This window comes from Nguyenibacter sp. L1 (assembly GCF_035199985.1).
Lineage (GTDB): Bacteria > Pseudomonadota > Alphaproteobacteria > Acetobacterales > Acetobacteraceae > Gluconacetobacter > Gluconacetobacter vanlangensis.
Window position 1 is genome coordinate 3,439,269 of record NZ_CP127015.1, and the last position, 13,339, is coordinate 3,452,607.

The following is a 13,339-nucleotide window of genomic DNA, read 5'->3' on the forward strand; positions in this document are numbered from 1 at the left end:
GGGTTCAGCCCGGGGGCGCGAAATTGACCAGCGCCTCTTCCTGCCGGCGAATGACGCAGGTGCCGGCCAGCAGATCGTGCAGCCCCTGCTTGCGCGCGGTCCACATGACCATCAGGAAACCGATTCCCATCAGGATGAAGGACAGGAACTTGCCGAAATACCGTCCGGCCGCGCGGCCGATGGTGATCCGGCTGCCGTGAATGTCGGTCACGCGCATCCGGCAGGCCATCTTGCCCGGGGTCGCCTGCAGGCGCGAGGATTCGAACAGGATGTAGTAAAGCGCCGGCAGAATGAACTGCACCAGTTCGTACAGTCCCGACCCATGCCAGGCCGGGTGGATGAACTGGTAGGAATATTCGGCCGGGATGTCGCTGACGCGGACCAGGTCGGAAATCTGGTATTTTCCGACCCCCGGTCCGCTGTTCATCAGCGTGACCGTCAGGCTGGGCGACAGCAGCAGGCCGACGACCCAGCCCGCGACGCTGATGATGCAGGCGTCGATGCCCCAGGCCAGCACGCGAAACCAGAACCCGGCATAGACCCAGACAGAGCGCGGCTCCATGCGGCCCGGCGGCACATAGGGCGATCGCGAAGCGAAAGGATCGCTGCCGGGCGGCAGATCGGACATGGAACTGTTTCCTTCCGGCAAGGGCCGCGCAATGGCCGCCAGCTACGCCAGTCAGCTACGATAGGACCCGTTGATGTCGATATAGCCGTGGGTCAGGTCGCAGCTCCATGCCACGCCGGTCCCGTTTCCCAGTCCCAGATCGATCTCGATTTCGATTTCGCTGCCCTTCATGTGGGCCACGACCGGCGTTTCGTCATAATCGGGCACGACGGTGCCGTTGCGCGCGATCCACACGCCGCCGATGGCGATCGACAGTGTGTCGCGGTTGGCGGGCTCGCCGCTCTTGCCCACGGCCATCACCACCCGGCCCCAGTTCGCGTCCTCGCCCGCGATGGCGGTCTTGACCAGAGGGGAATTCGCCACCGCCATCGCCACGCGCTGTGCCGAATCGTCGCTGGTGGCGCCCGTCACCTGGATGCGGATCAGCTTGGTCGCCCCTTCGCCGTCGCGCACCACCAGCAGCGCCAGTTCCAGCAGCAGGCTGTCCAGCGCCGCGGCAAATTCGGCCAGCGCAGGGTCGGTCTCGGACTCGACCGGCGGATTGCTGGCCTGCCCGGTCGCGAACAGCAGGACCATGTCCGACGTCGAGGTGTCGGAATCCACCGTCGTGCGGTTGAAGCTGCGCGCCGCGCCCGCTGCCAGCAGCGGCTGCAGCACGGCGGCCGGCAGGGCGGCGTCGGTGGCGACGAAGCACAGCATGGTCGCCATGTCGGGCGCCACCATGCCGCTGCCCTTGGCAATGCCCTGGATCCGCACGGTGGTGCCGGCGATCGTCGTCTCGCGCACCGCGGCCTTGGGGAAGGTGTCGGTGGTCATGATGCCGCGCGCCGCATCGGCCCACCCGGTCTCGGACAGGGTGGCGTACAGCCCGGGCAGCGCATCGGAAATCTTCTGGTAGGGCAGGATCTCGCCGATCACGCCCGTCGAGGCCAGAAAGACCTGGCTGGCGGCGCAGCCGACCAGCCGGGCGGCATCGGCCGCGTTGGCCTGCGTCGCCTCGAAGCCGGCGCGGCCGGTGAACACGTTGGCGTTGCCGGCATTGACCACCAGCGCCCGTGCCTCGCCCTGCGGCAGGGCCGCGCGGCACCAATCCACCGGGGCGCCGGGGCATTTGCTGCGCGTGAACACCCCCGCCACCGTGGTGCCGGGCGCGAATTCGGCCATCACCAGGTCGGTGCGCCCCGTATAGCGGATGCCCGCGGCGGCGGCGCCGAACCGCACGCCGGCCAGCGGGGGCAGGGCGGGCAGCGGGCGGGCTAATGGAGAATGGGGAAGGGATTGAGCCATCGGTCCGGTCTTCTTTCTGCGCGGCTTCGGGGCGATCCTGCCGGCCCGCCCCGGCTGGGGCGGGCGGCTGTGGGCGGATGGAAAACCACCGGGCCGCCCGCCCGGCTTGCGTCGTCTTACTTCGTCGCGGGCGCCGCCGGCGTGGCCGGGATCGGCTTGCCGGTGGGGTCGTAACGGACGACCTTCACCGCCGCCACGGCCTTCTCGACCGCATCGCGGACACCCTGCTGAATCAGCTTCTGGCGGATTTCATCCCGCACGTCGGCCAGTTTGGGCACGGAGGCGGTGCGCGTGTCCAGCACTTGGATGACATGCCAGCCATATTGTGTATGGACAGGGACCTGGCTGAAGCTGTGCGGCTTCATCGCGAACGCGGCGTCCGAGAAGGCCGGCAGCATGTCGCCCTTCTTGAACCAGCCCAGGTCGCCGCCATTCTGCTTGGCCGACGCCTTGTCGGTCGACAGCTTGGCCGCCAGCGCGCCGAAATCGGCCCCGCCCTTCAATTGCTTGATGATATCCTGCGCCTGGGCCTCGGTCGCCACCAGGATATGGCGCGCATGGATCTCGGGCTCGGGCTTCTTGTTCGCGTAATTCTGCGTGTAATAAGCCTGGATCGCGGCATCGGTCAGGCCGGGGGTGACCTGCTGCGACAGATAGGCGTTCTGCAGCGCGTTGGCCGCCGCCGCGTTCATCTGCTGCTGAACCTCGGGCTGGTTCTGCAGGCCTGATCGGGTCGCCGCCGCCTGGATCGCCTTCTGGTCGATCAACTGGTTCAGCAGCATCGGGAAGATCATGTTCGGCGGGAGCTGGCGCAGTTGGGCCGGCATGGTGGCCGCCGCCTGGCGCACGTCGTCCAGGTGGATATCCTGGCCGTTCACGCTGGCGACGACCGGGTTCGGATTGGCGGGCGCCGCCGGCGCCGCGGCCGGCGGCTTGGCCGCGGCGGGGGCCGCTGCCACCGCATGAGGGACGGAGAACGCAGGGACAAGCAGGGCCGCCGCCAGAATGGAAGCCGCCGGGCTGGAAAGCCGCATATGGAAAAACCCTAACAGAATAGGAAATAAGACGCGCGGCGCATCATGGCCGAGCCCGCCTGGTCCTGCAAGGCTGCCTCGGCGCCATCGCGCCGGCCGCGCCGGCTTTGCCTCGGCGGTGCTTCGACTTCGCCCGAGTTCGCCCGAGTTCGCCCGAGTTCGGTTGACCCGTGGCGGCGCGGGTCCTATCTCAGATGCCGCGCGAGAATGCCATTCCTTACAGTTCCTGCCCGCCCGGGGGTTCGGCCGGGTGCGGGGCCGCGCCATTCCGGAAGGTCTACATGTTCGCCAGTCTTGCCCGTGCCCTGTTTGGAACCGCCAACGATCGCTCGCTCAAGGCGTTCCAGCGCCGCGTGCCCGAGATCAATGCGCTGGAGCCCCAGGTCCAGGCGCTGGACGACGCGGCGCTCTCGGCCAAGACCGCCGAATTCCGTGCACGGATTGCGGCGGGCGCCACGCTCGACTCCCTGCTGCCCGAGGCCTTCGCCGTGGCGCGCGAGGCCGCGCGCCGCGTGCTGGGCATGCGCCATTTCGACGTGCAGTTGATCGGCGGCATGGTGCTGCATGCCGGGCGGATTGCCGAGATGCGCACCGGCGAGGGCAAGACCCTGGTCGCCACGCTGGCGGTCTATCTCAGCGCGCTGGCCGGCAAGGGCGTGCACGTGGTCACGGTCAACGACTACCTGGCGCGCCGCGACGCCGAGGAAATGGGCAAGCTCTACGGCTTTCTCGGCCTGACCACCGGCGTTATCGTGCCCAACCTGTCGGACGAGGAACGGCGCGCCGCCTACCATGCCGACATCACCTACGGCACCAACAACGAATTCGGCTTCGATTATCTGCGCGATAACATGAAGTACCGGATCGAGGACATGGTCCAGCGGCCCTTCTGCCACGCGATCGTGGACGAGGTGGATTCGATCCTGATCGACGAGGCCCGGACCCCGCTGATCATCTCGGGCCCGGCCGAGGACAGTTCCGACCTGTACCGCTCGGTGGACGCGATCGTCCGCGAGTTGGTCCAACTGCCCGACATGTATGAAAAGGACGAAAAATTCCGCTCGGTGATCCTGACCGACGCGGGGTCGGAACAGGTCGAGACGATGCTGCGCGCCGCGGGCGTGCTGCACGAGGGCGGGCTGTACGACATCCATAACATCGCGGTGATCCATCACGTGCAGCAATCGCTGCGCGCCCATACGCTGTTCGCGCGGGACGTCGACTATATCGTCCGTGGCGGCAAGGTCGTCATCATCGACGAATTCACCGGTCGCATGATGGATGGCCGCCGCTATTCCGACGGGCTGCACCAGGCCCTGGAAGCCAAGGAGCATGTCGAGATCCAGCAGGAAAACCAGACGCTGGCCTCGATCACCTTCCAGAATTATTTCCGCCTCTATCCCAAGCTGTCGGGCATGACCGGCACCGCGATGACCGAGGCCGACGAATTCGCCGAGATCTACAAGCTGGACGTGGTCGAGATCCCGACCAACCTGCCGGTGGCGCGCAAGGACGAGGACGACGAGGTCTACCTGTCCGCGCGCGAGAAATACGAGGCGGTCAGCAATCTGATCGAGGACATCGCCAAGACGCCCCAGCCGGTGCTGGTCGGCACCACCTCGATCGAGAAGAGCGAGTATCTCTCGGAACTGCTGAAGAAGCGCGGCATCCGCCACAACGTGCTGAACGCCCGCTTCCACGAGATGGAGGCGACCATCGTCGCCCAGGCGGGCGCGCCGGGCGCGATCACGATCGCCACCAACATGGCCGGCCGCGGCACCGATATCAAGCTGGGCGGCAACGTGGAGATGCGCATCCGCCAGGAACTGGCCGAGATGACGGACCCCGAGGAACGGGCCCGGCGCGAGGCCGAGATCCGCGCCCAGGTCGCCGAATACCATCAGATCGTCACCCAGGCGGGCGGGCTGTACGTCATCGGCACCGAACGGCACGAGAGCCGCCGCATCGACAACCAGTTGCGCGGCCGCGCCGGCCGCCAGGGCGATCCGGGCAATTCGCGCTTCTTCATCTCGCTCGAAGACGACCTGATGCGCATCTTCGGCAGCGAGCGCATGGGCGGCATGATGCAGCGCCTGGGCCTGAAGGAAGGCGAGGCCATCGTCCATCCCTGGATCAACAAGGCGCTGGAGCGCGCGCAGAAGAAGGTCGAAGCCCGCAACTTCGACATGCGCAAGAACACGCTGAAATATGACGACGTCATGAACGACCAGCGCAAGGAGGTCTATGCCCAGCGCCGGGAATACATGGCGGCCGAGGACCTGTCGGCCACGGTGCAGGAGATGCGCGCCGACGTCATCCACGACATGGTGGCGCGTCGCATCCCCGAACGCAGCTTCGCCGAGCAATGGCAGAGCGCCGAACTGGCCGAGGATGTGCGCCAGCTCCTGGGGCTGGACCTGCCGATCGCCGACTGGGCGCGCGAGGACGGGGTGGACGAACGCATCATCACCGAACGGCTGGAACAGGCCGCCACCCAGCTCCAGGCCAGCAAGGCCGCCAATTTCGGCCCGTCGGTGATGCGCTATATCGAAAAGCAGGTCCTGCTCGGCACCTTCGATTCGGTGTGGAAGGAACATTTGCTGGCGCTGGACCAGATGCGCCAGGGCATCGGCCTGCGCGCCTATGGCCAGAAGGACCCGCTGAACGAATTCAAGCACGAGGCCTTCCAGCTCTTTACCTATATGCTGGACGATCTGCGTGCGCGCGTGACCTCGTCCATGGCGCGGGTCGAGATCGCGCCGCCGGTGCTGGACAATCCCTTCGGCGGCGTCGCCGAACTGCATGCCGACCCCGCGGTGCCGGGCCTGGCCTCCGAGCCCCCGCCGGGTGTCCTGGCCGGCGTCGGGCAGGCTTCCTTCGCCGCCCCGGCCGCCATGACGCTCGCCACCCCGATCGGCGCCGCGGCGATCATGCCCGACGATCCGTCGAGCTGGGGCGAGACGCCGCGCAACGCGCCGTGTCCCTGTGGCTCGGGCAAGAAATACAAGCACTGCCATGGGCGCCTGGCCTGATCCGGCGGGCGGTGAGCGGCAGGGCATTTTTTCAGGACGAGAGTTAGAGACGAACGATGGCGGGTCATTCCCAATTCAAGAACATCATGCACCGCAAGGGCGCGCAGGACGCGCGCCGTGCCAAGCAGTTCGCCAAGGTCATTCGCGAAATCACCGTCGCCGCCCGTTCGGGCATGCCTGACCCGGCGGCCAATCCGCGCCTGCGCGCCGCGATCTCGGCGGCGCGCGAGGTCAACATGCCCAAGGACACGGTCGAGCGCGCGATCAAGAAGGCCACCGGCGCCGGCGGCGGCGACGATTATGTCGAGGTCCGCTACGAGGGCTACGGCCCGGCCGGGGTCGCGGTGATCGTCGAGGCCCTGACCGACAACCGCAACCGCACCGCCTCGGACGTCCGCGCCGCCTTCTCGAAACATGGCGGCTCGCTGGGCGAGACGAATTCCGTCTCCTTCATGTTCACCCGCCTGGGCGTGATCGCCTATCCCGCCGCCACCGCCGGCGAGGACGCGATGCTGGAGGCGGCGATCGAGGCCGGCGCCGACAACGTCGAAACCAGCGCCGAGGGGCATGAGATCACCTGTCCGGTCGAGTCCTTCTTCGCCGTTCGTGACGCGCTCGAGGCCCGGTTCGGCGAACCGGCCAGCGCCAGGTTCGACTGGCGTCCCGGCACGGTCGTGACCCTGGACGAGGAAAAGGCCCGGGGCGTGCTGAAGCTGATCGACGTGCTGGACGAAAACGACGACGTCCAGGCCGTCTATGCCAATTTCGACCTGCCCGACGACGTGGCCGAGAGGCTGTCCGCCTGAGCCGGCGCATGGTCCGGCTGCTGGGCATCGACCCCGGCCTGCGCTTCACGGGCTGGGGGGTCATCGATGTGGACGGCAACCGGCTGTGCCATGTCGCCGACGGCGTGATCGCGACCGACGGCGACGCGGCGGTGCCCGATCGGCTGCGGCGGCTGCATGACGCGCTGCTCGACCTGGTGCGCGTTCATGCCCCGGCCGAGGCCGCGGTCGAGGAAACCTATGTCAACCGCAACGGCGCCTCGACGCTCAAGCTCGGTTATGCCCGCGGGGTGGCGCTGCTGGTGCCCGCGCTGGCCGGGATCGGGGTTTCCGAATACGGTGCCATGGCGGTGAAGCGGGCGGTGGTGGGCACCGGCGCCGCCAGCAAGGACCAGGTCGAGATGATGGTGCGCCGCCTGCTGCCCGGAGCGACGATCCGCCGGGCCGATGCGTCCGATGCCCTGGCGGTGGCGATCTGCCACGCCCATCACCGGGCCAGCGCCCTGCGCGTCATGGCCGGGACGCGCATGGCATGATCGCGCAGTTGACCGGCCTGGTGGGACAGGTCGAAGCCGATCGCTGCGTGGTCGACGTTCATGGCGTCGGCTATCTGGTCCATGCCTCGACGCGCACCCTCGCCGCGCTGCCCCACCCGCCCGAGGTCGCGCGCGTGCTGGTCGAGACCGTGGTGCGCGAGGATGCGTTCCTGCTTTACGGCTTCGCCGAGCCGGCGGAACGGGACTGGTTCCGCCTGCTGACCACCGTGCAGGGGGTGGGGGCGAAGCTGGCGCTGGGGATTCTCTCCGCCCTGTCGCCGGCCGATCTGGCGGCGGTGATCGCCGCGGCGGACAAGGTCGGCCTGACCCGCGTATCCGGGGTGGGCGCGCGCCTGGCCGAACGGATCCTGTCGGAATTGCGCGGCAAGGCCGGCCGCATTGCGGTGCCGCCCGGCGCGGCCCTGCCGGCCGCTGCGGGCGGCGGGGTGGAGGCCGACGCGCTGCTGGCGCTGGCGGGCCTGGGCTTCCGCCGTGCCGAGGCGCAGCCGGTGGTGGCGCGCATCGTCGCGCGCCTGGATGACAAGGCGGATCTGGACGTCGTGATCCGCGAAAGCCTGCGGGATCTCGCGAAATGACCGAACTGCCCCCGCGCACCGTCGATCCCGCCCGTACCGGCGACGACGCGCTCGAGGCCGGGCTGCGCCCGCAGACCCTGGAGGATTTCACCGGGCAGAAGGCCAGCCGCGAGAACCTGGCGATCTTCATCGCCGCCGCCCGCCAGCGCGGCGAGGCCATGGACCATGTGCTGCTGCACGGCCCGCCGGGCCTGGGCAAGACGACGCTGGCGCAGATCGTGGCGCGGGAGCTGGGCGTCGGCTTTCGCGCGACCTCGGGCCCGGTCATCCAGCGGGCGGGCGACCTGGCGGCGATCCTGACCAATCTGCAGCCGCGCGACGTGCTGTTCATCGACGAGATCCATCGCCTGCAGCCGGCGATCGAGGAAGTGCTCTATCCGGCGATGGAGGATTTCCAGCTCGACCTGATCATCGGCGAGGGGCCGGCCGCCCGCTCGGTGCGGATCGACCTGTCCCCCTTCACGCTGGTCGCCGCCACCACCCGGGCGGGGCTGCTGGCGACCCCGCTGCGCGACCGGTTCGGCATCCCGCTGCGGCTGGTGTTCTACACGCCGGACGAACTGCGCCAGATCGTCTCGCGCGGGGCGCGCAAGCTGCAATTCGACCTGACGTCCGACGGGGCCGAGGAAATCGCCCGCCGTTCGCGCGGCACGCCGCGCATCGCCGGCCGGCTGCTGCGCCGGGTGCGCGATTTCGCCGCCGTCTCGCGCGGCGGCGGGCCGGTCGACCGTGTCCTGGCCGACGCCGCGCTGTCGCGGCTCGAAGTCGATGCGCTGGGCCTGGACGGGATGGACCGCCGCTATCTGCGCCGTATCGCCGAACACCACCATGGCGGCCCGGTGGGGGTGGACACCCTCGCCGCCGCCCTGGCCGAGGCCCGCGACACGCTGGAAGACGTCGTCGAACCCTATCTGATCCAGGAAGGATTGGTGCTGCGCACCAGCCGCGGCCGCATGCTGGGCGAACGTGGCTGGCGGCATCTGGGCCTGGTCCCGCCGCCCCGCCAGCCGGGCCAGGGCGATCTGCTGCACGGGGGGGATCCGCTCCGGGGGGATGGCCCGCCGGAGGACGGGGCATGATGCACAGCATCCCGTTCCGCATTTATTATGAGGACACGGATGCGGGCGGCGTCGTCTATCACGCCCGCTACCTGGCGCTGGCCGAACGCGCCCGGACCGAGGCGATTCGCAGCCTGGGCCGCCCGGTTGCGGCCCTGATCGACGAATTCGGCCTGGCCTTCGTGGTGCGCCGGGCCGGCATCGACTATCGCCGGCCGCTGCGGCTGGACGATGTCGTGACCGTGGTCACCCGCCTGACCGAACTCGGCCCGGCCAGTTGCCGCCTGGCGCAGGATTTCCTGCGCGACGGCACGCCGTGCGCGACGCTCGATGTCCATCTGGCCTGCGTGCGGGTGGCCGACGGCCGGCCTGCCCGATTTCCGCCTTCATGGCGTGATCTGCTGAACGGATTGGCGGATTAGGGCGGGCCCGCATTCCCGGGCATGACGGGCCGTCCATGCCGGTCCGGATTTATTCGTCGGGGCCGGCGCGAACTGCCGCCGGGGGTGCTTCTGCTTTCCTGCGGAAGCCTATAAGGAACGCACTGGAGTGCAGTGTCAGGCTGCCCCGACTCGGCCGCGGCACGCGAGGCGGCACGGCCATGGGCAGAAGGTGCAGGAGGCATTTTTGGACCAAGCGGTTAACGCGGCTAACCTGGGCGCGGCTGCGTCGGGTTTGTCGCTCTGGAGTCTGTTCATCCACGCGGCGATCGTCGTCCAGTTGGTGATGATCGGGCTGGCCATCAGCAGCGTGGTCGTGTGGGGCATCATCTTCGACAAGGTCGTGACCCTGCGGCGCGTCAATCGCCAGGCGACCGAATTCGAAGACAAGTTCTGGTCCGGCGGCAGCCTGGACGACCTGTACGAATCCGACGGCGCGAAGCCCCAGCATCCGCTGGCCGCCGTCTTCGGCGCGGCGATGGGCGAATGGCGCCGTTCGGCCCGCATTCCGGGCGTCGACCTGGTGCGCGGCGGGGTGCAGGAACGCGTGGACCGCGCCATGACCATCACCGTGACGCGCGAAATGGAACGGCTGGGCCGCTGGATGATCTTCTTGGCAACCATCGGGCCGGTGGCGCCGTTCATCGGCCTGTTCGGCACGGTCTGGGGCATCATGCATGCCTTCGGGTCGATCGCGGCGATGCACAATACCAATCTCAGCGTCGTGGCCCCTGGTATTTCCGAGGCCCTGTTCGCCACGGCCATCGGCCTGGTGACCGCCATCCCGGCGGTGATCGCCTATAACGTCATCAGCAACAACCTGGCGGTGTTCGAGGACCGGATGGCCGGGTTCGGCACCGAATTCGCCGCCATCCTGTCCCGCCAGTCCGAGGAAAGAGGCTGAACCATGGGCGTTTCTCTGGGCGGAGGGGGCGGTCGCCGGGGGCGCCGCCGTCCCATGTCGGACATCAACGTCACCCCGCTGGTGGACGTCATGCTGGTGCTGCTGATCATCTTCATGGTGACGGCGCCGATGATGACCAGCGGCGTGAATGTCGACCTGCCCAAGACCGACGCCGCCCCGGTGAATGCGGACACCAAGCCGATCACCGTGTCCATCCGTTCGGACGGCGCGCTGTATCTGGGCGACAATCCGGTTTCGGCCGATCAACTGGTCGACCAGTTGCGCACGGCCGCCGAGAATGATCCGGCGCACCGGATCTTCGTGCGGGGGGATGCCCATATCGATTACGGCCGGGTGATGGAAGTGATGGGCCGGATCACCGCCGGCGGCTTCACCCATGTCGCCCTGCTGGCCCAGCAGCCGCCCTCGGGCGGCGGCGCGCCCTGATTTTCCTCCGTCCTGGGAGCGTCCTCGTCGTGGTTCCGCCGCGTCGTTCCGAACGTATCCTGATGCGGCGCTCGATCGTCGCGTCCGGCGTCATCCATGCGGCGCTGCTGCTGGCGGTGATTCTGGGGCTGCCGATGCCGGTGCCCCCCGAACCGCCGCCGCCGCCGACCATCGAGATGGAATTCACCAGCTCCGACAATGGCGGCATGCCCCACAAGGCCGAGAAGCCGGCGACCAAGCCCGCGCCCGCCCCGGCCCCGGTGAAGCAGGAGGCCCCGCCGGCCCCCACGCCGCCGACCAAGGCGCCGAACGAGGAGCCGCCGCCGCCTCCGCCGCCCCCGCCCCCCATGCCGCCCCCGCCGGAGCCGAAGCCGGTGCGCCAGCCGCCGAAGCCGGTCCCGCCGAAGGTCCAGCAGCCGACGCCCGAAGCGGTGCATCAGCCGCCGCCCCCGCCGCGTCCCGCGCCGCCGCAGCCCACGCATACGACCAGCCCGCCGACGCCGCAGCCCGAACCGGCCGCGCCGCCCAAGGTGCGGCCGCCGTCGCGCATCACCCAGCCGAACGAGGCGAAGAAAGCGGTGCCGGACACGCATTCGCTGCTGGCGACCCTGGATGCCTTCCGCGCGGACCAGAAACAGACCCATCCGCCCAAGGCGCGGGCGAACCCGCTGCAGGGCGGCGCGCCCGAAGGCGGCGGGGCGCCGGACGGCGACATCACCAGCGCGCTCAGCGCGGCCCAGCAGGGCGCGATCGGCAATGCGGTCCGCCGCTGCTATACCGAGGACACGGCCGCGCGCGACTATGCCACTTTCGTCGCCCATCTGGTGGTGACGGTCGATGCGACGGGCATGGCCCGCATCGTCCAGTTCGCGCCGGAAACCCAGGCGCGGATGGCGGCCGACGGGTCCTATCGCGCCCTGGCCGAACGCGCGCGCGCGGCGGTGCTGAGCCCCACCTGCGCCCAATTGCCGCTGCCAAAGGCGATGCTGGGGCAAACGCGGCAACTGAAATTCGTTTTCCGCCCATGAGGCAGCCTGCCTGCCGGACTGTCGCCCGGCCCGGGGGAGGCCAGGCTAATGCAGGCCAGGATAGTGCAGGCCACCCTGGGCGGTGCGTACGAGGAGAAGATTATGCGTCCGAATGACCTTGCGTGGATTTCCGATACCGATGCGTCGTTTTTGGCGTCCCATCTCGGCCGGCGCACCCTGATGGGGGCGGGGGCCGGCCTTGCGGGCGGTATCCTGGCCGCGCCGCTTTCGGCCCTGGCGCAGCAGGCGCCCGCCCCCGGCGCCGCCGAAATCACGGTGGACCAGGCACGCACCGCGCCGATCCCGATCGTCATTCCCGTGCTGGGCGGCGACATGGGCCAGCAGATCAGCGGCGTCGTGTCGGCCGACCTGGGCAATTGCGGCCTGTTCGCCCCGGTCAGCGGCGCGCTGCCGGTGGGCGTGCCGGATTTCGGCACCTATAAGTCGCTGGGCGCCCGCGCGCTGGTCAGCGGCACCGCCACCAGCAGCGGCGGCGCGCTGCGGGTCGAATTCCGCCTGTGGGATGTGCTGACCGGCCAGCAGATCCAGGGCACGGCCTATACCGCCGGCGTGAATGAGGCCCGCAAGATCGCCCATATCATCGCCGACGTGATCTATGAGCGGATGCTGGGCGAGAAGGGCTATTTCAACACCCGCATCGCCTATATCGCCCGCTCGGGCCCCCGCGCGCACCAGACGACGCGCCTGGCGATCATGGACCAGGACGGCGCCAACAGCCATTATCTGTCCGGCGGGCAGTGGCTGACCCTGACTCCGCGCTTCAGCCCCACCAGCGACCAACTGGCCTTCATGTCCTACGCCAACAACCGGCCGCGGGTGTATCTGCTGAACCTGGCCACCGGCCGGCAGCAATTGCTGGGCGATTTCGAAGGAATCTCCTTCGCGCCGCGCTTCGCGCCCGACGGCCGGTCGGTCGTCATGTCGGTCACGCGCGGCGCGGGGTCGGATATCTATACGGTCGACCTGGTGTCGCGCGTCAAGCGGCAGCTCACCGCTTCGGGCGCCATCGACACCAGCCCCTGCTACAGTCCCGACGGCTCGCAGATCGTCTTCAATTCCGATCGCGGCGGCTCGCCGCAGCTTTATATCATGAGCGCGGGCGGCGGCGGCGCGCGGCGCATCTCCTACGGCACGGGCACTTATGGCTCGCCGGTCTGGTCGCCGCGCGGCGACCTGATCGCCTTTACCCGCATCGCCAACGGCAGCTTCTCGCTGGGCGTCATGGCGCCTGACGGCACCGGCGAACGGATCATGACCCAGGGTTTCACGGTCGACAGCCCCAGCTTCTGCCCGAACGGGCGGGTCATCGCCTTCTGCCGTCAGTCGGCGGCCGGCCCCGGCGGGGCCGGCTTCTCGACGGGCATCAGCACGGTGGATATCACCGGCTTCCATGAGCGGCCGATTCCGGTCGGCGGGGCGTCCGACCCGGCCTGGTCGCCGCAGAACGGTTAAGTTTTAAAGACCGGAAAGGCACATTACTGTGCTTTTCCGGTCAATACTGACAGAAGATATCCGCCGCGCGCGAAGGGCATCTTGACCTGCC

13 protein-coding genes are annotated in these 13,339 nt (G+C 68.8%); 10 read left to right on the plus strand and 3 right to left on the minus strand.

What is annotated here, in order from left to right:
• Positions 1-4 precede the first annotated feature (4 nt).
• The 3 genes from QN315_RS15470 to QN315_RS15480 form a co-directional block, all read right to left on the minus strand.
• Positions 5-628, minus strand: a complete 624-nt coding sequence (locus QN315_RS15470) for an RDD family protein (protein WP_176641319.1) — start codon at positions 626-628, stop codon at positions 5-7.
• 51 nt (positions 629-679) lie between these two features.
• Complete coding sequence (gene argJ / locus QN315_RS15475) at positions 680-1,915, minus strand: bifunctional glutamate N-acetyltransferase/amino-acid acetyltransferase ArgJ (protein WP_323990223.1); 1,236 nt, start codon at positions 1,913-1,915, stop codon at positions 680-682.
• A 116-nt stretch (positions 1,916-2,031) separates the two neighbouring features.
• Positions 2,032-2,949: a peptidylprolyl isomerase gene (locus tag QN315_RS15480; RefSeq protein ID WP_323990225.1), complete on the minus strand. Its 918-nt coding sequence runs from the start codon at positions 2,947-2,949 to the stop codon at positions 2,032-2,034.
• Between the two features lie 281 nt (positions 2,950-3,230).
• On the opposite strand from QN315_RS15480, the gene secA reads away from it, so the two are divergent.
• From secA to tolB, 10 genes are all read left to right on the plus strand, one after another.
• A complete protein-coding gene (gene secA, locus QN315_RS15485; protein WP_323990227.1) occupies positions 3,231-5,981 on the plus strand; it encodes a preprotein translocase subunit SecA in 2,751 nt (916 codons plus the stop codon).
• A 56-nt stretch (positions 5,982-6,037) separates the two neighbouring features.
• On the plus strand, positions 6,038-6,787 hold the full coding sequence (locus QN315_RS15490; protein WP_176641700.1) for a YebC/PmpR family DNA-binding transcriptional regulator: 750 nt from the start codon (positions 6,038-6,040) through the stop codon (positions 6,785-6,787).
• 8 nt (positions 6,788-6,795) lie between these two features.
• Positions 6,796-7,302: a crossover junction endodeoxyribonuclease RuvC gene (gene ruvC, locus QN315_RS15495; RefSeq protein ID WP_323990229.1), complete on the plus strand. Its 507-nt coding sequence runs from the start codon at positions 6,796-6,798 to the stop codon at positions 7,300-7,302.
• Positions 7,299-7,898, plus strand: coding sequence for a Holliday junction branch migration protein RuvA (gene ruvA, locus QN315_RS15500; RefSeq protein ID WP_323990231.1), 600 nt, complete (start codon positions 7,299-7,301; stop codon positions 7,896-7,898). Before ruvC ends, ruvA begins: the two co-directional genes overlap by 4 nt.
• On the plus strand, positions 7,895-8,977 hold the full coding sequence (gene ruvB, locus QN315_RS15505) for a Holliday junction branch migration DNA helicase RuvB (RefSeq protein WP_323990232.1): 1,083 nt from the start codon (positions 7,895-7,897) through the stop codon (positions 8,975-8,977). The genes ruvA and ruvB overlap by 4 nt, the downstream gene beginning before the upstream one ends.
• Positions 8,974-9,378: a YbgC/FadM family acyl-CoA thioesterase gene (locus QN315_RS15510; RefSeq protein ID WP_323990233.1), complete on the plus strand. Its 405-nt coding sequence runs from the start codon at positions 8,974-8,976 to the stop codon at positions 9,376-9,378. Before ruvB ends, QN315_RS15510 begins: the two co-directional genes overlap by 4 nt.
• A 205-nt stretch (positions 9,379-9,583) precedes the next feature.
• A complete protein-coding gene (tolQ, locus tag QN315_RS15515) occupies positions 9,584-10,300 on the plus strand; it encodes a protein TolQ (RefSeq protein ID WP_176641023.1) in 717 nt (238 codons plus the stop codon).
• Between the two features lie 3 nt (positions 10,301-10,303).
• Positions 10,304-10,747 (plus strand): protein TolR, encoded by a 444-nt coding sequence (gene tolR, locus QN315_RS15520; protein WP_176641022.1) that lies wholly within the window; start codon positions 10,304-10,306, stop codon positions 10,745-10,747.
• A gap of 29 nt (positions 10,748-10,776) precedes the next feature.
• Positions 10,777-11,775 (plus strand): energy transducer TonB, encoded by a 999-nt coding sequence (locus QN315_RS15525; protein ID WP_323990235.1) that lies wholly within the window; start codon positions 10,777-10,779, stop codon positions 11,773-11,775.
• A gap of 102 nt (positions 11,776-11,877) precedes the next feature.
• Positions 11,878-13,248, plus strand: coding sequence for a Tol-Pal system beta propeller repeat protein TolB (tolB, locus tag QN315_RS15530; RefSeq protein WP_323993557.1), 1,371 nt, complete (start codon positions 11,878-11,880; stop codon positions 13,246-13,248).
• The last annotated feature ends 91 nt before the right edge of the window (positions 13,249-13,339 follow it).

Bases quoted from the DNA above. Each gene is read 5' to 3' on its own strand.
- ruvC (WP_323990229.1), top strand. From the start codon at position 6,796: ATGGTCCGGCTGCTGGGCATCGACCCCGGCCTGCGCTTCACGGGCTGG.
- QN315_RS15490 (WP_176641700.1), top strand. From the start codon at position 6,038: ATGGCGGGTCATTCCCAATTCAAGAACATCATGCACCGCAAGGGCGCG.
- QN315_RS15470 (WP_176641319.1), bottom strand. From the start codon at position 628: ATGTCCGATCTGCCGCCCGGCAGCGATCCTTTCGCTTCGCGATCGCCC.
- secA (WP_323990227.1), top strand. From the start codon at position 3,231: ATGTTCGCCAGTCTTGCCCGTGCCCTGTTTGGAACCGCCAACGATCGC.
- QN315_RS15510 (WP_323990233.1), top strand. From the start codon at position 8,974: ATGATGCACAGCATCCCGTTCCGCATTTATTATGAGGACACGGATGCG.
- QN315_RS15480 (WP_323990225.1), bottom strand. From the start codon at position 2,949: ATGCGGCTTTCCAGCCCGGCGGCTTCCATTCTGGCGGCGGCCCTGCTT.
- ruvB (WP_323990232.1), top strand. From the start codon at position 7,895: ATGACCGAACTGCCCCCGCGCACCGTCGATCCCGCCCGTACCGGCGAC.
- argJ (WP_323990223.1), bottom strand. From the start codon at position 1,915: ATGGCTCAATCCCTTCCCCATTCTCCATTAGCCCGCCCGCTGCCCGCC.
- tolB (WP_323993557.1), top strand. From the start codon at position 11,878: ATGCGTCCGAATGACCTTGCGTGGATTTCCGATACCGATGCGTCGTTT.
- tolR (WP_176641022.1), top strand. From the start codon at position 10,304: ATGGGCGTTTCTCTGGGCGGAGGGGGCGGTCGCCGGGGGCGCCGCCGT.
- ruvA (WP_323990231.1), top strand. From the start codon at position 7,299: ATGATCGCGCAGTTGACCGGCCTGGTGGGACAGGTCGAAGCCGATCGC.